Genomic DNA, 22,568 nt, shown 5'->3' on the forward strand with positions numbered 1-22,568 from the left:
AGGCACGATGGAGCACACCACCACACCACAGATCCGGATCGGGCGACGGATCGCGGCCGGCGCGGCGGCCCTCGGCCTCGGCCTCGGGCTGGGCCTGGCCAGCATCGTCCCGGCCCCCGCCAACGCCGGGGCCACGGTCGGCTACGTCCGGCTGGCCCACCTGTCGCCGGACACCCCGGCCGTCGACGTCTACCTCGGCGCCGCGACCGACTCGACGGAACCGCAGGTGTTCAAGGCGGTCGGCTACGGCGTGCTGTCGCCGTACCTGCCGTTGCCGGTCGGCCCGTACGTGGTGGCGATGCGCAGGGCCGGCGCCGCCGCCACGGATCCGCCGGTACTCACCGAACGGGTCTCGGTGGCCGCCGGCAAGGCGTACACCGTCGCCGGTGTCGGCCGGTACGCCGAACTGGGACTGAAGGTGCTCGACGACGACCTGACCGCACCGCCGGACGGCCGGGCGAAGGTACGGGTGGTGCAGGCGTCGGTACGCGCACCGGTGATCGACGTGTCGGTGGCCGAGGGGGCGAGCATCGCCAGTGGCGTGCAGTTCGCCACCACCACCGCGTACCACCAGGTCGCGCCGGGGCGGTCGACGCTGCGGCTGTCGGCCACCGGCGCGAAGCCGACGACGGTCGACGTGTCGCTCACCGACGGCACGGTCTACTCGCTGCTGGTGCTCGACGCGAAGCAGAGTGGCCTGACCACCGAGCTGCGGGTCGACGCGCGGGGCGGAGTGGTGGTGCCGACCGGTGGCGTGGACACCGGTGCCGGCGGTACGGCCGGCCGGAGCGCGTCGACGTACCCGATCGGGCTGGCCTCGGTCGGTGCGCTCCTCGCGGTCGTCGTCGCGGCGACCGGCCGGCGCCTTCGCCAGCGCCGCCCGCGCCGCACCTCGTGAGATGACGGAAGGCCCGACCGCGCCCGGCACCGCCCGCTGGTGGCGTCGGGTGCGGGCCCGCGCGTCCCGACCGGCCCCCGGCTCCGGCCCGACCCGGTACGGTGCTCCGCTGCGTCGGGGTGGTCTGCGGTATCTGGTGGAGTCCGTCGCCGGCGACCTCGTCGGCGTCATCACCGGCCGGTCGGCGGTCGCAGCAGGTCGACGGCCGGCCGCGCGGCCGGCCGCGCCGAGCCTGGTCAGCCTGCTGCTCTGTGCCGTGCTCGGCGCCGGACTCGGCGGCACGGTGGCCGGCGACAATCGGCCGGCGGCCACGCCCGACCACGCCACGACGACCGACTACACCGCGACGACCCGGATCCGGCCGGCGGACTGCCCGGTCGACTGCCCGCCCGCCGCGACCCGGACCGACGGCCGGACACCCACCGGCCCACCAACCCGGGTACGGATCCCACGGATCCGGGTCGACTCGACGCTGGCCCGGCTGCGCCTGGACCGGACCGGCCGACTCGCCGCACCCGCCGACTTCGCCGAGGCCGGTTGGTACGCCGGAGGAACCGCACCCGGTGACGTCGGGCCGGCGGTGATCGCCGGGCACGTCGACTCGGCGGCCGGACCGGCGGTGTTCCACCGGCTCTCCCAGTTGCGACCGGGCGACCGGATCGAGGTACGGCGGGACGACGGATGGGTCCCGTTCCGGGTGACCGGGCTCAGCCGGTACGCCAAGGACGACTTTCCGACAGCCGCCGTCTACGGGCCCACCCCCGGACCCGAGTTGCGCCTGATCACCTGTGCCGGGGTGTTCCACCGGCCGACCGGACACTATCTGGACAACCTGGTCGTCTTCGCCGTCGCCGACCTGCCGGTGGTGATCCCGAACTCGGTCGCCGGCTGACGGCCCGCCGGCCCGGAGGACCGGCCCGTCCCCGAGGAGTCGAATCAGACCCGGCGTCGACCCGCGAACCCGCACTCCACCCGGTGGTACCAGCCCACGTCGTCGTCCCCCTCCAGCCAGCACCACAGCACCGGCCGGCCGTCGCGCTCGCCGGCGAAGTCGAGTAGCACCGGCGCGAAGCCCTTGACCTGGATCTCGTGCCCGGACAGCTCCTCCAGGATGCCGAAGATCCGTGCCTCCAGCCCCTTGACCTCCGGCAGCCCACCCAGCGGGCTCGCTCCTCGGTCGGTGAGGTCGGTACGCAGCTCGGCCAGATCGGCCCGGAGCGTGATGAGCTCGTCGATCCGGGGACGCAGCGTGGCGATCATGTGGCGAGCCTGGGCAAGGGTGAACACGCTGGCCAGTATGGGGCACAGGACCCGGCGCCGCGCCCGCGCAACGGCTCAGCCGCGCCGGCCCGCTCAGTCGTGCTGGGCGGCGATCTCCCGGGCCCGGTCCCGGGCCGCCTCGAGGGCGGCCAGCAGCGCGGCCCGGACGCCGTGGTTCTCCAGCTCCCGGATCGCCGAGATCGTCGTACCGGCCGGCGAGGTCACCGCCTCGCGCAACTTCACCGGGTGCTCGCCGGAATCACGCAGCATGATCGCGGATCCGATCGCAGTCTGCACGATCAGGTCGTGGGCCACCTGACGGGGCAGGCCGAGCAGGATTCCGGCGTCGATCATCGCCTCGACCAGCAGGTAGAAGTAGGCCGGTCCGGAACCGGACAACGCGGTCACCGCGTCCTGCTGTGCCTCGGGGACCCGGATGGTCGCGCCCAGCGGCCGGAACATCTCCTCGGCGAGTTCCAGGTGGGCCGCTGTCGCGTGCCCACCGGCCGAGAGCGCCGTCATCGCCTGGTCGACAAGTGCCGGTGTGTTCGTCATGACCCGGATCACCGGCGTGCCCTCGGGCAGCCGCCGGGCAAAGAAGCTCGTCGGCAGGCCGGCGCAGAGCGAGATCAGCAACTTGTCGGCCGGCACCTTCGGCCCGATCTCGTCGAGCAGCGCCGCCGCGTCCTGCGGCTTCACCGACACGGCGAGAACGTCCGCCTCCGCGACCGCGGCCAGGTTGTCGACCACCTGTACGCCGTACCGGGTGGCGATCTCCTCGGCCCTGCTCTGCCGTCGCGTCGTGGCCAGCAGCCGGTCCGCCGGCCATCCCGCCCGAAGCAGCCCGGAGAGCATCAACTCGCCGATCTTCCCGGTGCCGATCACGGCCACCGTGTGCGCTCCCGGCGCCATCGCTCCTCCTCAGGTGAAAGCCGTCAAGCCATCGCGGTCGGGTGGCCACACCGGCCGGCGGGGGTGGCCCGCCGTGCCCGGCGGAGAGATCAAGCCTGACCGCTCGGAGCCGGGCACGGCGGGCCACCCCACCACCGCGAGACGTCAGCTGCCGAAGAAGACCTCGGCCTCGGTGTAGCGCTCCAGCGGCACGGTCTTCAGCTCACGGGTCGCCTCGGCCAGCGGGACCCGGACGATGTCGGTGCCCTGCATGGCGACCATCTTGCCCCAGTCGCCCTCGTTCACCGCGTCGATCGCCTGCAGGCCGAGCCGGGTGGCGAGAACCCGGTCGAACGCGGTCGGGGTGCCACCGCGCTGGATGTGCCCGAGTACGACCGTCCGGGCCTCCTTGCCGGTCTTCGCCTCCAGCTGCTGCGCGAGCCACTGCCCGATGCCACCGAGCCGGACGTGGCCGAACGCGTCCAGCTCCTTGTTGTGCAGCACCATCTGACCGTCGAGCGGCTGTGCGCCCTCCGCCACGACCACGATCGGGGCGTACTGGTGCTGGAACCGCTTCTCGACGTACCCGGCGACCTGCTCCACGTCGAACTGCCGCTCCGGCAGCAGGATCACGTTCGCGCCACCGGCGAGCCCCGCGTGCAGGGCGATCCAGCCGGCGTGCCGACCCATCACCTCGACGACCAGGGTGCGGTGGTGGCTCTCGGCCGTGGTGTGCAGCCGGTCGATCGCCTCCATCGCGATGTTCACCGCGGTGTCGAACCCGAACGTGTAGTCGGTGGCGCTCAGGTCGTTGTCGATCGTCTTCGGTACGCCGACCACCTGGACGCCGAGCTCGTGCAGCTTGGTGGCGACACCGAGGGTGTCCTCACCGCCGATCGCCACCAACGCGTCCACGCCCTGCTCGGCGAGGTTGGTCTTGATCTGCTCGACCCCGCCATCGATCTTGAAGGGGTTGGTCCGGGAGGAGCCCAGGATCGTGCCGCCACGCGGCAGGATGCCCCGCACCTCCGCGATGCCGAGCGGCTTGGTCAGCCCCTCCAGCGGACCGCGCCAACCGTCGCGGAATCCGACGAAGTCGTGGCCGTAGGTGGCAACGCCCTTCCGCACCACCGCTCGGATCACCGCGTTCAGACCCGGGCAGTCACCACCACCGGTGAGCACGCCGATACGCATGATCTGCTTCTCCTCCTGGAGCTTCGAGTAAGCCCGTCAAGCCCCAGGGTCGAAGTCAGGTCAGACCGTCGGCGTCATTGCCGGCCCGGGGCGGGCCGTCATTGCGCACTGTAGTCGCCCGCCGGAGGGCAGGCCAGCGCGCCCCGTGCGCGGTTGGTGGGCAGAACACGAAGATCATCATGATCAAGAACCGGATGGTCCCGGTCCGGTGGATCCGCCCGGTTCAGCCGTGCTCGCACTTCCGGTCCGCATCCATGATCACGTCGGGCGGGCCCGGTCAGGAGGACGTCGACTCCGGCTCGGTGCGGGAGTGCATGGCCTGCCAGCGGGCCAGGTTGTGCCGGGCGTCGACCAGGGCGTCATGCCGCTCGGCGTCGGCCTCGGGCAGCGGCGGCCGCCCCCGGTCGTCCCACCGCTGTCGAAGTTCCTTCGTGAACCGCGGGATCTCCCTCGGCAGCGCGGGCATCGCCCCCCAGAGCTGCGCCAGCACCACGTGGTCGTACGCCGCGTACCAGGCCCAGAGTTCCAGTCGCTCCCCCGGCCGGCCCCGGACGGGTTCGACCAGGAACTCGTAGAGGTCGTCGCGGATCCGCTCGCGGGAACGCCACGCCCGGTCCGCCGGGGACGGCAGTTTGTCCAGTACGTTCCGGCGCACCCACGGCACCGCCCGCGAGTCGTCGAACTCGGTGGAGACGGCATAGAACTCGCGACCGTACTCATCGACGACGCCGATCGACACCAGGTCGACGAGCCGGCCGTCCTCGATGAACTCGCAGTCGTAGAAATAGCGGTAGACCATCGGGGCCATCCTTGCCCATCCGTCCCGCTCGGCGGGAATCGGGGGCGGAATTGTCGAACCCACCGCCGGTGACCGCCACTGCCGGCATCTGGCCCTGCCCGTCACGCCAGCCGGCGTGGTGATCCGATACTCCGGATCACCACGCCCTCCCCTGGCCGGGTGACCGGCGCCCCCACGCCGGTCACACCGCTGTCCGCCGCGGCCGGCCAGGAGCTGGCTCGCTCTCCGGCCGGTCGCGGCGCCCCGCGCCCCCAAGATCCGCCACGCCCCCGTACGGTCCCCACCCAGCGGCGAATCTGAGGCTCAGAATGCCCGCTGGTCAGCGGCAGAACTGTCACGGAAGTGATTTGAGGGGTGTACAGCAAGCGACACGACCGTCATGATCTGATGTGTACCGCTACCGGACTCCTACCGGTATGAGTTTCACCTTGCTTACTCGGTCGGTTGCGGGTCGTCCGAGAGCAACTGTGGTCATTTACCGGGGAGGGGTTGAGCCTTGGAGGTTCGCCTGCCTGAGCCGGGTGACGCCCTCACCGGCGTCGAGATGTTCGCCGGCCTTGAGCCCGAGGTACGTCAGCGGGTCATCGCCGCAGCGGTCCCGCGCACCTATCGCAAGGGCCAGCTGTTGTTCGTGGAGAACGATCCGGGCGAGTCCCTCATCGTGCTCCGCCGGGGCGCGGTCGCGGTCTTCCGGACCGCACCGACCGGTGAGCGAGCCGTGCTCAACGTGATCCGCCCGCCCGACGTGCTCGGCGAGGTGTCCCTACTGGACGCCTCCACCCGGTCCGCGTCCGCCGAGGCCATCGAGGACTGCACGGCCCTCGCCCTGTCCCGTGGGGCGTTCATGGAGCTGGTGCACTCCAATCCGCGCATCCTCGACGCGGTGATGCGGTCGCTGGGCGGGCTGATCCGCCGGCTGACCGAGCAGAACGCCGACCACGTCTTCCTCGACCTGCCCGGCCGGGTCGCCAAAACGCTGGTTCGGCTGGCCGGGGAGAGCCAGGCGCCGATGATCACCATTGAACTCAACCAGAGCCAGCTGGCCGAGATGGCCGGCGGATCGCGGCAGAGCGTCAACCAGGCCATCGGGTCGTTCGCCAGCCGGGGCTGGCTGCGTACCGAGGGGCGCCGGATCGTGGTGACCGACGTCGCCGCCCTGCGCCGCCGAGCCGGTATGGCCGACCGCTGACCCGTACGTCGCACCGTTGCCACCCGAATCCACTCCAGACCGACGAAGGGCGTTCCGAAGGCCCCCACAGCCTCCGGAACGCCCGGTCACGCTCGGTCCGGGTACGACTCAGGTCGACCCGGGCCAGTTCGTCGTCGAGCCACCCCCACCGCCACCGGTCGGTCCCGGCCAGTCGGGGCCCTCGCCACCGACGATCCCCGCCGCCTGGAGCTTCGCCAGGGTGGCAGCGTCCACATCGATCATGTCCCCTGGGGAGTGCCCGTCGCCATCGCCGTCGGTCCATTCCCGTTCCAGTCGGACGTACACCATCGCCCATCTCCCTGATAATCCGTCGATCGGTAGGCGCCAATGACTGTATCTTGGAACACTATCGGGTGAACTGTCCGCTAGCTAACAGGCCGGTTCCTGACAGACGTTCGGACGGTGATACTCGGCGGTGGCGATTCGCCCGACAACACGGCGGTTGAAGAGCCACCGGATCCCGCGGCCAGCAGGGCCGGACGGCAAGGCCGCCGCAGCAGGACAGCAGGCTACTTCGACGCTGTAGGAGGTCGGCATCTCCGCTCTCTGTACCAGATGCGGCCGGGCCACCGCCGTCGGCGACCGCTACTGCGGGGGCTGTGGGACCGAGCTGACTGCGACCTGCCCCCATTGCGACCAGCCACTCGCCGCCGACGCGGCGTTCTGCACCGCCTGCGGCAACCCCCGGTCGGGCCGGTCCGGCCGGCGGGCGGCGGCCCCGCAGGAGGACCGGCGGCGGGTCAGCGTCCTGTTCGTGGACCTGATCGACTTCACGCCGTACGTCGAACGCGCGGATCCCGAGCTGGTCCGTGGCATGCAGACCGCCTTCTTCTCGACGGCCCGCCGGGTCATCGGCCAGTACGGCGGGGTGGTGGAGAAGTACATCGGCGACGCCGTGATGGCCCTGTTCGGCGCGCCGGTGGCGACCGAGACCGACCCGCTGCGCTGCGTACGCGCGGGTCTGGAGCTGCAACGGGTGCTGACCCGGTTCACCCCGACCGGCGCCGACCACCTGCGTTTCCGGGTGGGGGTGGCGACCGGCGAGGCGCTGGTGGACGTCGCCGCCGCCCGGGACGGCGGACAGGCGATCGTGGCCGGTGACGTGGTGAACACCGCCTCCCGGATGCAGTCGGTGGCGCCGCCCGGCGGGGTGCTGGTGTGCGGCCCCACCCACGCGATGACCAGGGACGCGATCCGGTACGAGGAGCAGGCCCCGGTGACCCTGCGCGGGCGGTCCGCCCCGACCGAGGTCTGGCTGGCGCTGTCCCCGGTGCAGCAGCAGCCGCCGGACCGGGAGCCCGACATCACTCCGTTGATCGACCGCGAGCACGAGCTGGGGCTGCTCGTCAACGCCCTGCACCGGTCCATCCGGGACCGCCTGCCGCAGATGATCACAGTGCTCGGGCATGCCGGGATCGGCAAGAGCCGGCTGGTCCGCGAGCTGTTCCGGCACACCGAGCGGCTGACCGACGAGCCGCTGACCTGGCGGATCGGCCGGTGCCCGCCGTTCGGCGAGAACGTCACCTTCGCGGCGCTGGCCGACATCGTCAAGGCCGAGGCGGGCATCCTGGACACCGATCCGGCCGCCACCGCGACCCGTCGGCTGGACTCGGCGCTGGCCGAGCTGGTCGGGCCGGGTGAGGCGGACCGGCTGATGGACGCGCTCCGCCCGGTGGTCGGGCTGCCCGGGCCGACGCTGCCGGCCGAGGAGTCCGAGTCGGCCTGGCGGCGGTTCCTGGTCGCGCTCGCCGCCCGCCAGCCGACCGTGCTGGTCTTCGAGGACCTGCACTGGGCGGACGAGGCGATGCTGCACTTCGTCGAACTGCTCGGGGCGTACGCCCAGAACGTGCCGCTGCTGCTGCTCTGCACGGCCCGACCCGAACTGGTCAACCGGGAACCCAGTTGGGCGGGGACGACCAGCGGCTCGTTGATCATTACCCTGCCTCCGCTGCGGGACACCGGCATCGCCTCGCTCTACGGCCACATCTTCGGCCAGGCGGCGTTCTCGACCGACATGCTCAGCCCGCTGGTCGAGGTGGCCGACGGCAATCCGCTCTACGCCCACGAGTATGTCCGGATGCTCATCGAACAGGGTGCGTTGCGCCAGTCGGGGCGGGGCTGGTCGCTGGAGAAGCAGCACGACATGGCGATGCCGGACAGCGTGCACTCGGTGATCGCCAACCGGGTGGACCTGCTCGACGGCCCGGACCGGACGGTCCTGCTGGCGGCGTCGGTGGTCGGCATGCAGTTCTGGCCCGGTGCCGTCGCCGCCGCGCTCGGCCAGCCCGTCGAGTCGGTCGAACGGGCCCTGCGCCAGTTGGAACAGCGCGACTTCGTCCACGAGCAGTCGTCCTCGACGATGGCCGGCCAACCCGAGTTCCGGTTCCGGCACGTCCTGGTTCGGGACGTCTGCTACCAGCGGCTGCCCCGGACCGAGCGGGTCGCCCGGCACGACCGGACCGCGGACTGGCTGGACAGCATGTCCCGGGGCCGGGACACCGACCTGGCCGAGGTGCTCGCCCATCACCGCTGGGCGGCACACGAGATCGCACACACCCTCGGCGTGGACACCGACCGGTACGCCCCGTCCGCGCGGGACGCGCTGCACCGGGCGGCCCGGCGGGCGTACGCCCTGCACGCGCTCGACGCGGCGGCCAACCACGCGGCCCGGGCGCTCGGACTGGCCGACGACACCGATCCGGTCGGCCGGCTGCAACTGGAGTTGCTCAGCACCGAGATCTCCTACTTCCGGGACGGTGCCGGGTTCCTCGCCGGAGGCGGTACGGACCAGTTGCACACGCTGGCGGACCGGCTCTTCGCGTACGGCGAGCACGGTGGCGCGGCGCGGGCCTGGACCCTGCTCGGCCAGGCGGCCTGGCTGCGGGCCGACCGGGCCGGCGCGCTGTCCTGCCTGGACCACGCCGTCGAACTGTTCGACGCGCTGCCCGACACCGGCCACAAGGCGGACGCCTACGCCGAGCTGGGCCGGCTGCACATGCTCAACTACGAACGCGACCCGGCGGTGGCGGCGGCCGGCGCGGCGGCCGACATCGCCGAACGGCTGGGCCTGATCGAGACGCAGACCGACGCGCGGATCACCGTGGCGACCACCCGCTACCAGGCCGGCGACCGGGCCGGGCTGGACGAGCTGCACGAGATCCTGCGGTTCTGCCAGTCCCGCCAACTGCTCGCGCTGCCCCGGGTGGTACGCAACCTCGCGCACGCGATGCAGGAGGAGGGCGACTGGATCCGGGCCGGCGAACTGAGAGCGTCCTTCGCCGCGCTCACCGAGGGCGGCACGCCGGCCACCGGCGGCTCGATGGAGGCGTTGCGGGCCTACTGCGAGGGCGACCTCGGCAAGGTGCTGACCGTGGCCGACGCCTTCGTCGACACCCCGGACGGCCGGTGGGACATGCAGCTGCGCGGCGTGCGGGCGTACCTGCGGGTGCTGCGCGACGAGCCGGTTCCGGGCGAGGTACCGCCGGGCCGGCCGGGCGAGCTCCCCGTCGACGACATCACCGACGCCCTGGACACCGCCCGGCGCAGCGGCTTCCACCGGCTGCACTGGAACATGCTGGGCCTGGGCGCGCTGTGCCGGGCCCTCCAGGGGCGCACCTCCGAGGCCGCCGGGCTGCTCGCCGAGCTGGCCGAGTCGTGGTCTGCGGTGCCGTCCCTGGCCAGCGGCGAGTGGATTCCCGCCGCCGCGTACGCCGCCGCACTGAGCGGCCGGGACTCGAGCCTGCGGGTCCGGGACATGCTGGACCGGGTCACCCACCACACCCCGTGGGTGGAGGCCTCGCTGCGTACCGTGACCGCGGCCCTGGCCGGCTCGGACGGGGACCATGATCGGGCCGGGCAGCTCTACACCGCGGCGGCGGAGACCTACGCGCAGATCCCGGCCTTGACCGACCGGATGCTGGCGCTGGCGCTGGCCGCCAGCGAGCTGACCCTGGCCGGCGCCCGCGCCGATGCCGAACTGGCGCTGGCCGAGGTACGCGCCTTCGCGCTCCGGAACCGGGCACCCGGCCTGCTCCGGCTCGGCCAGGCGCCGCCGAGCACCGACGCGGCACCGGGCCTCGCCTCCTGAGCGACGAGCGACGAGCACCGAGCCGCTGAGCACCGAGCCGCTGAGCGCCGAGCGCCGAGCGCTGAGCGCCAAGCGCCGAGCGCCCCGCCCCGGCCCCGTCCCCGCCGAGCTGGGCCGGCGGTGGAGCCGGGACGGGGAGCGGGGTCAGGGCCGAGGAGCCGGCTTCGGAGTCAGGCGGCCACGGAACCGGTGGTCGACCCGGCGGGCGGCTTGACGGTCGGGGTGGCCGCCGCCTTCAACTGCTGGTTCTTGATCTTCTGGGCGTAGATGTCGACGTACTCGCGCCCGGAGAGTTCCATCAGCTCGTACATGATCTCGTCCGTGATCGCCCGCTCGACGAACCGGTCGCCGGACATCCCGGCGTACCGGGAGAAGTCGAGCGGCTCGCCGAACCTGATCCGGACCCGCTTGATCCGGGGCAGCAGCTTTCCGGGCGGCTGGATCTCGTCGGCGTTGAGCATCACCACCGGGATGACCGGCGCTCCGCTGTCCAGCGCCAGCCGGGCCACGCCGGTCTTGCCCCGGTAGAGCCGGCCGTCCGGGGAGCGGGTGCCCTCCGGATAGATCCCGGCGACGTTGCCCGCCCGGAGGACGTGCAGCTGGGTGTCCAGCGCCGCCTGCGCCGCCCGGCCGCCGGAGCGGTCGACCGGGATGGTGCCGGTGCCGACGAAGAACATCTTCACCAGCCAGCCCTTGAGCCCCTTGCCGGTGAAGTATTCGGCCTTCGCGACGAAGGTCACTTTTCGCTTGACTATCAGGGGCATGAAGATCGAGTCTGAGAACGACAGGTGGTTGCTGGCGATGATCGCCGGACCCGAGTCGGGTACGTTCTCTCTTCCTTCGACCTTCGGTCTGAAGATCAATTTCAGCCAGGGTCCGAGGATGACGTACTTCATCAGCCCGTACAGCACCAGTGTCCTTCCCGAGCGTCCCGCGCATCCCCACGACGGCCTCCGGCCGGTGCGGTACGCCGGAAAGCGTCGCACCGGAACCACGGACCGCGGGCGGGAACTGTCGGCAAGAAGCCTACGAAGCGGGTACGGCACGCCACAACGCACTCCCGGAACCAGTGGCCGGCGTGTCACGATTCATTGCACGGTTCGTGGGTCAGCCAACGACATGATCACGGTCGCGCGCCACAGACCGGTAGGGAGGGTGTCGGGTGTCAGCGGGTGGGGCTCGTCGGGGACGACGGGACAACGGACTGGAGGCGACGGAGTACGCCGTCGCCGGCGATGTGGATCCGCGGCTCGGTGAGCATCTGCTCGACGTGCTCGCCGCGGGCGGCATCGCCGCGTACCTCCAGCCGTCCGCCGATCTCAATCCGGTGACCCGTACCACCACCGTGCCCGCCCGGCCCGTCGACCGGCTCTACGTCGACCGCAGCTTCCTGGCCACCGCCCGGGACTACCTGACCCAGCTCGCCGAGGAAGATCTTCCGGACCAGCCCGCGCCGCACCCCGACCCGGACGTGGAGGCCGAGTGGGCCCGGATCGTCGCCGGCTACCACACCGAGGTCGCGGCGGACTCCCGATCCTGGCCCGCCGTCGAGGACATCGCCGTCACCGAGCCACCCGAGCGGGCCGCCGAGACCACCCCGCCGACCCGCCCCGGCCAGGACTCCTCCGGCCCGGTCGACACGGGCGTACGCCGGTTGCCGTCGGCCACCGACATCTCCGGCATCTCGGTCGGTGGCCGGACCGACGACCCGTCGCTCCTCGACGGCCTGGACACCTTCGGCGCGGATCTTCCGGACGATCCGGAGGAGCGCTACGTCCCACCACCGCCGCCGCCCCTGCCCCGGATGTCGAAGTACGCGGTAATCGGTGTACTGGCCATCACCGCCGGGTTCGCCCTCTTCCTCTTCCCGTGGCTGCTCCCGATCGACCGGGCCCTGGTGACGATGCTCGGTTTCGTCGGGATCCTCACCGGCTTCGTGACCCTGGTCTGGCGTCTTCGGCCGGGCGACGAGGAGGACGACGACCCGGACAACGGTGCGGTGGTCTGACCCTTCGTGTCCAGATCGCGAGATTCATCGCCGTGTGGAGGCAAGGCGTAACACTCGCGTAATTTCTCATCAGTAGGAATACTGCTGTAAGTCACCTTTCCCTCACGACTACCCGATCGCTCTTCATTCGCGGTGGTCGCCTCGCCCGGAACGAGGTGCCCGAATGCGACAGAGTTCCCTCGTGGTGGTGGCCAATCGGCTGCCCGTCGACGACAGTGTGGCGCCGGACGGCGCCTGCGAATGGCGCCGCAGCCCCGGTGGGCTGGTCAGCGCCCTACATCCCCTCCTCCAACACACCCCCGCGACCTGGGTGGGCTGGGCCGGTGGCACCGGTCCCGCACCCATGCTCGCCGACATCGACGGCGTACGGATGCACAGCGTGCCGCTGGCCCGCGACGACGTACGCGACCACTACGAGGGCTTCGCCAACTCGACGCTCTGGCCGCTCTACCACGACGCGGTGGAGCAGCCGGTCTACCACCGTCGCTGGTGGGAGGCGTACCAGCGGGTCAACCAACGGTTCGCCGAAGCCGCCGCCGAAGCCGCCGAACCGGAGGCCGTGGTCTGGGTGCAGGACTACCACCTGCAACTCGTACCCGGCCTGCTCCGAGCCATCCGCCCCGACCTGCGGATCGGTTTCTTCCTGCACGTGCCCTTCCCACCGCCGGAACTGTTCATGCAGCTCCCCCGCCGGGCCGAACTGCTGCGCGGCATGCTCGGCGCCGACCTGGTCGGTTTCCAGCGGGCCCAGGCGGCGCACAACTTCGCGCAACTGGCGACCAAGGTGCTGCAACTGCCGGCCACCGACCGTCGGATCGCGGTCGGCGAGCGGGTGGTACGGATCGGCGCGTTCCCGGTCTCCATCGACATGACCGAGATGGAGGCGCTCTCCGGCCGCCCGGACGTGGCCCAGCGAGCCACCCGGATCCGGCGCGATCTCGGCGATCCGCAGCACGTGATCCTCAGCGTCGACCGGATGGACTACACCAAGGGCATCGAGCAGCGCCTGAAGGCGTACAGCGAGTTGCTCGCCACCGGACACGTCAAGGTCCGGGACACGGTGATGGTTCAGGTGGCGGTGCCGAGCCGGGAACGGGTCGAGCAGTACCAGATCCTGCGGGAACGGGTCGAGCGCGAGGTCGGACGGATCAACGGCGAGTTCGGCCGGGTCGGCGAACCCGCGATCCACTACCTCACCCAGCCGTTCGACCGGGCGGAACTCGCCGCCCTCTACCGGGCCGCCGACATCATGGCCGTGACGCCACTGCGGGACGGCATGAACCTGGTCGCCAAGGAGTACGTGGCCGCCCGGGTCGACGACGGCGGCGCGTTGCTGCTCAGCGAGTTCGCCGGGGCCGCCGCGGAGTTTCCGCAGGCATTCCTGGTCAACCCGCACGACCTGGAGGGCCTCAAGCTGACCCTGATGCACGCCCTACAGGCCACCCCGGCCGATCTGAACGCCCGGATGCGGTCGATGCGGGAACACCTGCGGGTGCACGACATCCGGGCCTGGGCCCGGTCCTACCTGACCTCGCTGGACCAGACTGGGAACCTGGTCACCCAACTGACCACGACCTGACCAATAACGGCCTGGCCACCCTCGCCCTCGACAGTTGTCAGGCGAGGGTGGCCAGGCATTGTCAGGCGAGGGTGGCCAGGCATACGTCAGGCGAGGGTCGCCAGGCAGGAGAACTGGGTGCCGACCGGTCGGTAGCCCAGGCGCGCGTTGATCGCGAGCATCGGCGCGTTCGACTCGGCGTTGGAGGTGTAGGCGACCGTGGCGCCACGCTCGGCGGCCCGGCGCAGAGCCGCCACCTTCACAAGCCGGGCCAGTCCCCGGCCACGGTGGTGCGGCATGGTCGCGGTCATGTCCGACCACAGCCGCTCGCCGTCCCGTTTGACCAGTGAGAACGCGACGACTTCCGAGTCCACCACGGCGGCCGTGCTGGCCACCTTGTCCAACGCGACGTGATCCCAGACCTCGTACCGCCAGGTCTCGTAGGAGATCGCGTCGGCGGGCACGTCATCCGGCTCGTCCGCGCTGGCCACGACGTACGCCTCGTAGAGGCGCCGGTCGTCCAGGTCCGCCAACGGCACCAGCCGGACGCCGTCCGGTGCGGACTGTCCGGGCGGCGGCGGGTCCAGCGTCAGCGCCGAGTAGCGCGCCTCCCGGGTCGGCGCGAAGCCATGCCTCCGGGCGAAGTCCAGCGAGTCCGCCAGCGCCCAGGCCCGGACCCGCCGGACACCGAGCCGGCCGAGGTGCTGTCGCGCCGCGCCGAACAGCGCGTCGCCGGCACCGCGCCGCCGATGCTCCGGATGTACGTGCAGCAGCGAGATCTCCCCGAAGTCGGGCTCCGAGGTGGTGATGCTCCGGTAGGCGGAGGCCCAGCCGACGACCTGCCCGTCGACCTCGGCGACGAACGGGACCCAGTCCTCGCCGGGCGGCGGCTCGGCGATCATCCGGCGGGTCGACTCCACCCCTCGGACGAGATACGGGTAGACCACCGCGCGCAGCGCCACCACCGCCGGAGCGTCATCGGGCACGGCAGATCGGATCCGCACGGCGTCTCCCCCCAGATCGGTCCTACCTGACCAGGTCCTTGTCCAGCCAGTCGAGGATCGCGTCGATGGGCTCCCGCCATCGGGCGTCGAGCATCATGTCATGGCCCATCCCGGGGAACAGCAGCGGCGCCGCGCCGTACCGGCCGGCCGTCCGGGTCAGCGCCGCCGGCGGTACGACCCGGTCGTCCGGGCTGCCGAGGACGAGAAGCGGCGGGTCACCCACGGCCCGCTCGGGCGCCCGGTGCCGGAGCAACTGCCACTGGGCCCGCGACGACGCCCGCCCGAGTCGGCTGGCGTAGTCCCGGGCCGCCGCGTCCGGCAGCTCCCGGCTGAACAACTGGCGGTAATTGAGCCGCAGCGCGCCGCCGAAGACCGCCGGCAGCGTACCGACGGGATTGCGGCGCAGCGCCGCGCCGAGCGTCCCCCAGCCGCCGAACACCGGGGCGACCAGTACCCCGGCCCGCGCCGGATAGCGGGCCAGCGCGTGCGCCACCACGAGCGCACCGGCGCCGTGCCCCACCAGCACCGCCTGCCGGGGCAGGCTCGCCGCCACCTGGACCACGTCATGGGCGTACGCCCGCAGCGTCGCCTCCGGCGCCGGGCCGCTGCCGCCGTGCCCCCGCAGGCTCACCGCGTGCGCCGGAAAGGCCCGCGACGCGGCGTGTTCGAGCCAGTGCTCGGCGAACACCCAGGCACCATGGCCGAACCCGGGGACGAACAGCAGCGGCGGCTTGCCCTCGGGCGCCTCCGGCGTGGCGGCGCGTACCTCGCGGTAGACCGCCGGCACCGGACGGGTCCAGTCGGTCACCCGTACCACCCGGGTTTTCACGCTGACACCTCCAGCTCGTCGAGCGTGCGTTGCAGGGCGCGCAGATAGTCGATGTGCCCGATCTCGAACCAGTGCCGGGTGCTCTCCTTGACCTTGGCGGAGTGCCACCGGGTGCCGGCCTCGGCGTCGACCCGGGCGGTGAAGGCGCGGGCCCGGTCCGGCGCGTTCTCGCGCAGCCGCAGCCAGCGGGCGATCGCCACGGTCTGCCAGTGCACCATCGTGAACAGGCCGGAGTCGGGCTGGAGCAGGCCGGCGACGGCGAGCGTCGGATGCCGGCGGGGAAACGCGTTCAGGTAGAGCGCGGGCCGCCCCGAGGCGTCGATGCCGAGCACCTCCGGGGCCAGGAACTCGAACCGGGGCAGGTAGCCGGTCGCTAGCACGACGAGGTCCGGCTCGACCTCCTGCCCGTCGACCAGGGTCACGCTGTTCCGGCGGAACCGGGAAACGTCCGGCACCGGCGTGATCGAGCCGTGCCCGATGGAGTGCACCAGGTGGCTGTTGACGATCGGATGGGTCTCGAAGACCTTGTGGTCCGGCCGGGGCAGCCCGAACCGGGTCAGGTCACCGACGGTCAGTTTCAGGATCTGGTGGAACATCCACTGCCGTACCCGCAGCGGCAACCGGTACGCGCCGCCCGCGTCACCGACCTGGTCGGCGGGGCGGCCGAAGGCGTACTTCGGGGCGTACCAGTAGCCACGGCGGGTCGAGTGCCAGCACTTGGCCGCCTGCTGACCCGCCTCCACGGCGATGTCACAGCCGGTGTTGCCCGCACCCACCACCAGTACCCGCTTGCCGCGAAGCTGGGTGGCGTCCTTGTACGCCGACGCGTGGATCACCTGACCCCGGAACTCGTCCAGCCCCTCGTACGCCGGCAGCTTCGGGGCCCAGTTGTGCCCGTTCGCCACCACCACGGCGGCGTACCGGGAGGTGCGCTCGGCACCGTAGCCGCCGGTACTGCGGGTGGTGACGTCCCAGCGATCGGAGTCGGCGGGCTCGACCCGCACCACCTCGGTACCGAACCAGATGTGCGGGCGCAGGTCGAAGTGGTCGGCGTACCGCTCCAGATAGGACAGCAACTGGCTGTGGTGCGGATAGTCCGGCCAGTTGTCCGGCATCGGGAAGTCGGGGAACTCGGTCAACGGCTTGGACGAGATCAGGTGGGTGCTGGCGTAGACCGGACTGCGGTCGTGCCGCCAGTTCCAGGCCCCGCCGACCCCGGTCTCCCGTTCGTAGCAGTCGGCGCCGAAGCCGTACTCCTTCAGGTTTTTTATCGCGGTGAGGCCGCTGGCCCCGGCGCCTATGACGCAGACCGTGCTGCCCCGGTCGTAGACCGGGCGCCCGTCCCGCCAGAGGGTCGCGCTCGGCTCGTGGCTCTCCTGGTCACTGAAGGTGGACACCGAAGAATCTCCTTTTGTCCGGCACAGGTGCCGACGTGCGGGGGAATCCTCTCGACTCCCCTCGCCTTTTGTCCAGCCCGCCGCGCGACTCCCCTCGGGTACGACCGTTCTGTGCCACATCGATCCCCGCCCCGGTGTGCCTGCCGCTTCGGTCAGCGCACCTGGGCGGTGTCGCGCAGCACGGTGTCCAGCACCCGGGCTATCCCGGCTGCGCCGATCGGCGCGGTGGGATCGGTCGTGTACCGATGCACCGCCTGCCGGACCGCCGTCAGCGACGGGTCCCGGTGAAGGGCCCACCCGGCGGCCGACACCTTGGCAGAGTGCACCCCCTCGACCGCGTAGCGCCAGATCCGGCAGGCGGTCAGCACCATGTGCATGGCATCCTCCGCATCGACGGCGTCCTCCGCGTCTTCAGCCTTCTCCGCGTCTTCGACCTTCTCCGCGTCTTCGGCGCCCGCCGCGTCGTGGGTGGGTGACTGCCACGTCGTCAGCCAGTGCCGGCCGCGCTCCCGGATCCACTCGGCCGGCACCGGCGCGATCGCGTCGGTCGGCGCCACCCCGACCAGAGCGCGCCCGTCGGCGCGGGCCATCGACAGTTCGGCCGGCAGGTCCGGAGCGGCCGCCACCCGCGACTCGACCTCGACCCCGATGGACAAGCTGTCGTATCGCCCGACGTGCAGTTCCATCGGCGGCACCCGGGCCGGCGTGCCGGCGACGTCCTCGGTCACGACATGCAGGTCGATACCGCTCGCACCGCCGGGGTCGGCCCGGCGAACCAGGTCCTCCAGCGCGGCGACGTGCTCGTCGGGAAGCGTGCCGTCAACGATGACGAGCAGGTCGATATCACTCCGGCCGGGGATGAAGTCGCCGGTAGCGAGCGATCCGTGCAGGATCACCGACCGGACCGGGGCGCCGATGATGGCGACGCAGGACCCGGCGAGGTGTTTCGCGGCGGCCAGGGCCGTCGCGACGTCGTCACGGTGGATCATCCGGCATTCCTACCAGGCAGTGGTCATCAACTGACATCTCCGCGTCGGCCTCAGTCCTCTTCCAGGGTCGCCAGGGTTTCGCGCAACCACGCCAGCTCGGTACGCGTGGTGGCCGTAGCGATCGTGAAGAGGCCCCGCCGGAACGGATCGTCGAAGTCGGCGGCGCGCAGCGGCCGGTCGCCGTCCCAGAAGAAGCTGGCCGGCTGGGTGAGGAAGTGCATCCTGCGTCGCAGGACAACAGCCTGCGCCGGCGCGTCCTCCAGATGACGCAGGAAGGCCAGCAGCGTGAACCAACGGTTCTCGTCGGTGATGAAAAGCTCGTCCGGCGCGCGTAGCCGCTCCAGGAGCGCCGTCCTGCCGTCGGCAGTCAGCGCCAGCATGTGCCGGGGTGCGGCGGCCTGCCCCGGCTCGAGTTCCCGGCTGAGCAGCCCGGCGTTCTCCATCCGCTTGAGGAGCGGGTACAGCGTGCCGTCGGCGATGGGCCGTACGTGCCCGGTGAGCGCGGCGATGCGCATGCGCAGCTCGTAGCCGTGCAACCGCTGCTCGTAGAGAAAGCCGAGGACTGCGAGTTCCAGCATGATCGACATCATATCCTCTTGCCAAGGTACCTCGGAGGCGATGTACCTTGGCAGCTATGCATAGCGTTGAGGTTCTTCCCGACGGTTCCTGCCTCCGCTGGGTCGAGCTCCCTGGCAGCCGCCCGACCCGCGTCTACCTGCACGGCCTTGGGGCCAGCTCCGCGCCCTACTTCACCGAGGCGATCACGCACCCGGCCCTGGCCGGCCACCACTCACTCCTGATCGACCTGCTGGGCTTCGGCATCAGCGACCGGCCGACGGACGCGCCGTACACCCTGGAGATGCATGCCGACGTCGTGGCGCGCGCGCTCAGGCTGGTCGCGGTGACCGAGGCCGACGTGATCGCCCACAGCATGGGTGGCGCGGTGGCGACCGTCCTCGCCGCCCGCCACCCGGACCTCGTACGCCGGCTGGTCCTGGTCGACCCGCCGCTCGATCCGGTACAGCATCTGCCCACCACCAAACGCCCGGGCAGCTCAGGCATTGGCGTCTACCCGACCGAGGAAGAGTTCCTCGACCACGGCTGGCGCGAGACGTTGCAGTTCGTCGGACCGCACTGGGCGGCCACCATGCGGCAGGCCGGGCCACACGCGCTGTACCGCAGCGCCATGAGTCTCCTGCACGGCACCGTCCCGACAACGCGGCAGCACCTGGAGACGTTGTCGATCCCGCGCGCGCTGCTCTATCCGGCGGCCGACGGACCCCGCGTCGACGGCGACCGACTCGCGGCCGCAGGCGTCACGGTGGTGCCCATTCCCGACTGCGGGCACAACATCATGCTCGACAACACGGATGCCTTCGCCGGGGCGGTGCGGGCCGCGCTCGAAGACGAGCCGCAACGCCGCCTCCCGGCCGCCGAGACCTACTGACGCGATCGCCGAGAGCCCCGTCCACGGGACAGGGTCGAGCGGTCAGCCCGTCTCGTAGGCGGTCCGCTCGGCGTGGACGATCTCCCGCTCCCATCGATGTTGTGGCTGGGTGTGCAGCCGCCAGTACTGCTCGGCGATGTCGTCCGGATCGAAGGCGGTACCCGGGGCGACAGCGCCGGCCACGGTGACCGTCGCCACGTGTACGCCGGACTGCCCGTACTCCTGGTCGAGCAGGGCGACGAGGGCCCGTACCCCGGCCTTGCCGAGCGAGAGGGAGACGTACGCCGGCTTCGGCTCGGGCATGCCGCCGGTGACAATGAACGAGCCGGCGCCGCGCTCGGCCATCCCGGGCAGGACGTGTGCGGCGGTGGTGATCGCCCCGACCACGTTGACCGCCCAGGCGTGCTGGTGGGCGCGTACGGAAAGTTCGCCGATCGAGTCGGCCTGGATGATCGCGGCGTTGTAGACCACCACGTCCGGCGGGCCGAGTTCGGCGGCCGCCGTGTCGAGGGCGGCCCGCAGCGCGCTCTCCTCCGTGCTGTCGGCGGTCAGCGCGACGACCCGTACGCCGAGTGCGGCCACCTCCTCGGCCACCGCCCGCACTCCGGCCGTGGTACGCGCCACGAGGGCGACCGGTAGGCCCTCCCGGGCGAATCGGAGGGCGACCGATCGCCCGATCCCTGGTCCCACCCCGATGACCACTGCGCCTGACATCTGCGCCTCCTCCGCCCTGACCTGCACCGACGGATGGAGGCTAAACTCTGACATCGATGTGAAGGTCAACCGGAAAGTGCGGAGGCGCACAGTGCGGATCGGTGCCCTGGCCCGGAAGACCGGGGTGAGCGAACGACTCCTGCGCTACTACGAGGAGCAGGGGCTCCTCCGGCCGGTCCGGCTCGCCAACGGCTACCGCGAGTACGCCGAGTCCGACATCGTCGCGGTCTCCCACATCCGTTCCCTGCTCGCCGCCGGGCTGTCCAGCACGGTCATCGCGCAGGTGCTGCACTGCGTACACGACGTTGGTGGCCGGCTGACCCCGTCGCCGTGTCCGGGCATGGTCGACCACCTGGAACGGGAACGGGCCCGCATCGCCGAGGCGATCGCACGACTGGGTGCGGCGCAACACTCGCTCGACAACCTGCTGGCCGCCATGCCGGGCCGATCTGCCGGCGCCTGACGGGGTCGGCGTCGGAGACGGCGTAACCCATGTCGAGAACTGCCGAGCTGGCGGTAAAAATGCGGACCTGCGCACGCTCGATACCGTCCACGATGATCCCTGACAGCTCCGAACCAGCTCGTCCTGGGATGTGCGATGGCGATCAGAGGAATCTGGCGAAATAAACTGGGGATCGTGCTGGCCGGGGCGGTCGTCCTGGCCGGCTGTTCCGACCCGGCCGAGGTCGCCGACGCCGCCCCGCTGACCGGTACGCCCACCCCGGCGCCGACCACGCCGACAATCGTGCCGACCACACCAGCCGAACCGGAGTTCGAGGCGGAGGAGGTCGACGACCTCGGGAAGCTGTGCGGGACCGACGACGTGAGGTTCCACCGGGCCGCCCCGTACCAGGGTGCCGCGCCACATCCCCTCGCGGTGTTCGCCAAAGAGAAGGGCACCAAGGGGTACGAGTTGCGGTACGTCCCCCGTGACGACCCACCCGGGTACGAGCCGGAACGCCCGGAAGACGTCGCCCTGTTGGCCTGTCTGACCACCACGAAGAGCCTGCCGGTCGGCACGTGCCGCTACCGGACCGACAACGGCACGAAGGGCGTCCGGACGGACGGCCAACGCTTCAAGATCGAGCTGTTCGCCCTCGCCACCGGGAAGCGGATCGTGAACCGGACCTTCGACGTCGACTTCTGCCCGCCCACGCTGATCACCTACCGGGGCGAGATTCCCAAGCGCCTGACGTCCACCTTGAACGACGAGCATCTCTTCCAGATGTTCGACCGGTACGTCAGCCGCCCGGCCGTCTGACGTCAGCGACAACGGACGAGCGTCACGCCGGTGGGGGTGGTGGTAGGTCGCCGTCCAGGCGGGTGCGGGTGATGGCGACGCGCGGTCGTACCCAGGCGAGGAAGCGGGCATGCAGAGCCGCCGGGTCCGGGCCGGGGTTGGGGTTGAGGGCGGCCAGGTCCACGATGGCGTCCTGGAGCTGGGCGGCGAGATAGACCGCCAGCCCGGTCGGATCGGCGACGAAGTCGACGGTCAGTAGGGTGCGGGCGCCGAGACAGGGCCACGCGACGGCACAGGTCCGGCAGAGCCAGATCGGGCGTTGCGGGGTGTGCGGCTCGATTCCCGGGCGAGTCCCCTGGTTACTCGTCTGGTCGCTCGTCATCGCGGGCCGGTTCTGGCCTGGTGCGCCTGGGCGGCTGTCGGTTGTCCGGCTCGGCCGACCGGTTGCGTCTGGGCGTCGACGTCTCCGGCTGGACGCTGACTGCTGGGGCGGACTGGACGCTGATTGGTCGGGCGGACTGGACGCTGATTGGTCGGGCGGGCGCCGGCTGGCGGCGGTGGCGGGTCCGGGGTGACCGCCGACCGAGCCGGGGCCGCGTCGGGCGGCGGAGGTGGTGGGACGGTTACTGGTGGCGGCAGTACCCCCAGCGCTGGCGAATCCGGGGTGAAGCGATCCGGGCACGGCCAACGCAACCCGCAGCGGCAGTACCGCCAGAACCGACGCCAGTCGCGACAGTGCAGGGGCGCGAAGCGAAACCCTTTTGGTGTACGCCGGAAGCCTCGCATTGTCCTGTCCTTCCTCGAATGGTGCGACACCGTTCTTTGACCGAACGGTTGGATGCGGGGAACCGCCCCTCGGGGAGTTGGCTTGGGTGGTTCCCCGCTCGGTTCCGCCCGGGTGTTTGCCGCCCGCCGAACGGTTCCGCTGCTGACACTCTGCTATGGACACCACTACGCTGAGGAGGGAAGACGCACATACGACCAGGGCGTATAGAGCCTCGTCGTGCCCGTCCGGGACCTGTCCGAAGCCAGCGCCAGATCTG

General features: G+C 71.3%; 22 protein-coding genes. 9 read left to right on the forward strand and 13 right to left on the reverse strand.

The annotated features are described in order from the left end of the window. Nucleotides 1-7: 7 nt before the first annotated feature. Entirely contained in the window at nucleotides 8-898 is an 891-nt protein-coding gene (locus H4W31_RS40095) for a DUF4397 domain-containing protein (RefSeq protein ID WP_192771350.1), read from the forward strand. Between the two features lies 1 nt (nucleotide 899). Then, nucleotides 900-1,790 carry a class F sortase gene (locus H4W31_RS40100; protein WP_192771351.1) on the forward strand — a complete coding sequence of 297 codons (891 nt, stop codon included), beginning with the start codon at nucleotides 900-902 and terminating at the stop codon, nucleotides 1,788-1,790. A 44-nt stretch (nucleotides 1,791-1,834) separates the two neighbouring features. Here H4W31_RS40100 and H4W31_RS40105 read toward each other — a convergent pair whose 3' ends face one another. The 4 genes from H4W31_RS40105 to H4W31_RS40120 form a co-directional block, all read right to left on the reverse strand. Then, entirely contained in the window at nucleotides 1,835-2,185 is a 351-nt protein-coding gene (locus H4W31_RS40105; RefSeq protein WP_192771352.1) for a DUF2203 domain-containing protein, read from the reverse strand. 66 nt (nucleotides 2,186-2,251) lie between these two features. Then, nucleotides 2,252-3,070 (reverse strand): pyrroline-5-carboxylate reductase, encoded by an 819-nt coding sequence (gene proC, locus H4W31_RS40110; protein ID WP_192771353.1) that lies wholly within the window; start codon nucleotides 3,068-3,070, stop codon nucleotides 2,252-2,254. 144 nt (nucleotides 3,071-3,214) lie between these two features. Beyond that, nucleotides 3,215-4,243: a 6-phosphofructokinase gene (locus H4W31_RS40115; protein WP_192771354.1), complete on the reverse strand. Its 1,029-nt coding sequence runs from the start codon at nucleotides 4,241-4,243 to the stop codon at nucleotides 3,215-3,217. Nucleotides 4,244-4,520: 277 nt separating this feature from the next. Beyond that, a complete protein-coding gene (locus H4W31_RS40120) occupies nucleotides 4,521-5,042 on the reverse strand; it encodes a polyadenylate-specific 3'-exoribonuclease AS (RefSeq protein WP_192771355.1) in 522 nt (173 codons plus the stop codon). A 496-nt stretch (nucleotides 5,043-5,538) separates the two neighbouring features. Here H4W31_RS40120 and H4W31_RS40125 point away from each other — a divergent pair, with 496 nt between their 5' ends. Continuing rightward, entirely contained in the window at nucleotides 5,539-6,231 is a 693-nt protein-coding gene (locus H4W31_RS40125; protein WP_192771356.1) for a Crp/Fnr family transcriptional regulator, read from the forward strand. Between the two features lie 108 nt (nucleotides 6,232-6,339). Here H4W31_RS40125 and H4W31_RS40130 read toward each other — a convergent pair whose 3' ends face one another. After that, complete coding sequence (locus tag H4W31_RS40130) at nucleotides 6,340-6,540, reverse strand: hypothetical protein (protein WP_192771357.1); 201 nt, start codon at nucleotides 6,538-6,540, stop codon at nucleotides 6,340-6,342. Between the two features lie 247 nt (nucleotides 6,541-6,787). On the opposite strand from H4W31_RS40130, the gene H4W31_RS40135 reads away from it, so the two are divergent. Beyond that, entirely contained in the window at nucleotides 6,788-10,339 is a 3,552-nt protein-coding gene (locus tag H4W31_RS40135; RefSeq protein WP_192772769.1) for an adenylate/guanylate cyclase domain-containing protein, read from the forward strand. Between the two features lie 170 nt (nucleotides 10,340-10,509). Here the strand turns inward: H4W31_RS40135 and H4W31_RS40140 are convergent, their stop codons facing one another. Continuing rightward, entirely contained in the window at nucleotides 10,510-11,250 is a 741-nt protein-coding gene (locus tag H4W31_RS40140) for a lysophospholipid acyltransferase family protein (protein WP_192771358.1), read from the reverse strand. 251 nt (nucleotides 11,251-11,501) lie between these two features. Between H4W31_RS40140 and H4W31_RS40145 the strand changes: the two genes are divergently transcribed. Continuing rightward, a complete protein-coding gene (locus tag H4W31_RS40145) occupies nucleotides 11,502-12,347 on the forward strand; it encodes an NADH-quinone oxidoreductase subunit A (protein WP_192771359.1) in 846 nt (281 codons plus the stop codon). A 163-nt stretch (nucleotides 12,348-12,510) separates the two neighbouring features. Next, nucleotides 12,511-13,926, forward strand: a complete 1,416-nt coding sequence (locus tag H4W31_RS40150) for an alpha,alpha-trehalose-phosphate synthase (UDP-forming) (protein ID WP_192771360.1) — start codon at nucleotides 12,511-12,513, stop codon at nucleotides 13,924-13,926. Between the two features lie 86 nt (nucleotides 13,927-14,012). Here H4W31_RS40150 and H4W31_RS40155 read toward each other — a convergent pair whose 3' ends face one another. From H4W31_RS40155 to H4W31_RS40175, 5 genes are all read right to left on the reverse strand, one after another. Further along, complete coding sequence (locus H4W31_RS40155) at nucleotides 14,013-14,909, reverse strand: GNAT family N-acetyltransferase (protein ID WP_192771361.1); 897 nt, start codon at nucleotides 14,907-14,909, stop codon at nucleotides 14,013-14,015. 22 nt (nucleotides 14,910-14,931) lie between these two features. After that, entirely contained in the window at nucleotides 14,932-15,738 is an 807-nt protein-coding gene (locus H4W31_RS40160; protein ID WP_318783668.1) for an alpha/beta hydrolase, read from the reverse strand. Continuing rightward, complete coding sequence (locus H4W31_RS40165; protein ID WP_192771362.1) at nucleotides 15,735-17,135, reverse strand: flavin-containing monooxygenase; 1,401 nt, start codon at nucleotides 17,133-17,135, stop codon at nucleotides 15,735-15,737. The genes H4W31_RS40160 and H4W31_RS40165 overlap by 4 nt, the downstream gene beginning before the upstream one ends. 152 nt (nucleotides 17,136-17,287) lie before the next feature. Then, nucleotides 17,288-18,124, reverse strand: coding sequence for a nucleotidyltransferase domain-containing protein (locus H4W31_RS40170; RefSeq protein WP_192771363.1), 837 nt, complete (start codon nucleotides 18,122-18,124; stop codon nucleotides 17,288-17,290). Between the two features lie 50 nt (nucleotides 18,125-18,174). Continuing rightward, nucleotides 18,175-18,702, reverse strand: a complete 528-nt coding sequence (locus H4W31_RS40175; protein WP_192771364.1) for a PadR family transcriptional regulator — start codon at nucleotides 18,700-18,702, stop codon at nucleotides 18,175-18,177. Nucleotides 18,703-18,758: 56 nt separating this feature from the next. Between H4W31_RS40175 and H4W31_RS40180 the strand changes: the two genes are divergently transcribed. Continuing rightward, nucleotides 18,759-19,571, forward strand: coding sequence for an alpha/beta fold hydrolase (locus H4W31_RS40180; RefSeq protein WP_192771365.1), 813 nt, complete (start codon nucleotides 18,759-18,761; stop codon nucleotides 19,569-19,571). A gap of 42 nt (nucleotides 19,572-19,613) precedes the next feature. Here the strand turns inward: H4W31_RS40180 and H4W31_RS40185 are convergent, their stop codons facing one another. Continuing rightward, nucleotides 19,614-20,285, reverse strand: coding sequence for an SDR family NAD(P)-dependent oxidoreductase (locus H4W31_RS40185; protein WP_192771366.1), 672 nt, complete (start codon nucleotides 20,283-20,285; stop codon nucleotides 19,614-19,616). Between the two features lie 91 nt (nucleotides 20,286-20,376). On the opposite strand from H4W31_RS40185, the gene H4W31_RS40190 reads away from it, so the two are divergent. Continuing rightward, nucleotides 20,377-20,748 (forward strand): MerR family transcriptional regulator, encoded by a 372-nt coding sequence (locus H4W31_RS40190; RefSeq protein ID WP_192771367.1) that lies wholly within the window; start codon nucleotides 20,377-20,379, stop codon nucleotides 20,746-20,748. Between the two features lie 135 nt (nucleotides 20,749-20,883). Then, the gene (locus H4W31_RS40195) at nucleotides 20,884-21,546 is read left to right on the forward strand and encodes a hypothetical protein (RefSeq protein WP_192771368.1); all 663 of its coding nucleotides are present in this window, start codon (nucleotides 20,884-20,886) and stop codon (nucleotides 21,544-21,546) included. 22 nt (nucleotides 21,547-21,568) lie between these two features. Here the strand turns inward: H4W31_RS40195 and H4W31_RS40200 are convergent, their stop codons facing one another. Next, nucleotides 21,569-21,907, reverse strand: coding sequence for a hypothetical protein (locus tag H4W31_RS40200; protein ID WP_192771369.1), 339 nt, complete (start codon nucleotides 21,905-21,907; stop codon nucleotides 21,569-21,571). Between the last annotated feature and the right edge of the window lie 661 nt (nucleotides 21,908-22,568).

The organism is Plantactinospora soyae (genome assembly GCF_014874095.1).
GTDB classification, from domain to species: Bacteria; Actinomycetota; Actinomycetes; order Mycobacteriales; family Micromonosporaceae; genus Plantactinospora; species Plantactinospora soyae.